Raw genomic sequence first — 983 nt, forward strand, 5'->3', positions numbered from 1 at the left:
AACATTCGGATTCAAGTGATTAAGCAAGTCAAATTTTCTGGGAAACCAGTGGCTTTTTTAATTGCGGACATCAATAAAGATATTGTTATTGAGCAATTAACCAATCAAGAGCACGAAGACAGCTACAGTCGCATGGTGCTGAAAATAAAAGATGTTGAAATGGTGGTGTGGGATTCCATCACTAAAAACTCAACCACTAATGCAGATGAGAATCATTTTCTTTCTAAAGTTTTGGATGGAAAAATATATTTCGAAGTGCCAGTGGAACAACATCATTTTAAATTGATGGCATGGTTTGAACCGCTCAACGAGCGAGATATTTTTACTTCTCGACTCTTTATTGTTGGGCTAAGTATTCTCGCCGTGATGATTGTTATTGCGCTGTGTTATGCATTTGTCGCAAACAATAATAAATTGGAATTAAAGATTAAGCTTGAGGAAGAGAAAAAGCGTAAAGATATTCTTTCTCAACAAAACCACAAACTCACCAAAGAAATAGAGCGCCGAAAAGCATCGGAGAAAGAGCTCGCATTCCAAGCCAAATACGACACCTTAACAGAATTGCCAAATCGCAGTTATGGCTCAGAACGATTGGCGCTGGAGCTTATCCGTGCATCTCGTACGGGGTCAAAAGTATTGGTGATGTTTATTGATTTGGACCACTTCAAACAGATCAACGATTCTATGGGGCATTTTGTCGGGGATGAAATTCTCAAACTCAGTGCTCAGCGTCTTCAAAACGTCGCGAGAAAAACCGATTTGCTCGCGAGAATCGGTGGGGATGAGTTCCTGTTGGTGATTCCAGATTTACCAGATAACGATACCGCGAAGCGCGTTGCTTCGAGTGTGTTATCGGCCTTTAGTGAACCGTTTGTTTGGAATAATCACGAGTTTTTCCTGACAGGCAGTGTCGGCATGTCGGTTTTCCCAGACGATGGTGATAACGCCGAGCAGCTGTTGGCGTGTGCCGATATGGCGATGTA

General features: G+C 41.9%; 1 protein-coding gene. It reads left to right on the top strand.

Features of this window, described 5'->3' with window-relative positions; all coding sequences use genetic code 11:
- Positions 1-983, top strand: a 983-nt coding sequence (locus R7O13_RS24800) for a GGDEF domain-containing protein (RefSeq protein WP_318304928.1), incomplete at both ends; no start/stop codon positions are given.

Source organism: Vibrio sp. Y176 (assembly GCF_033438945.1).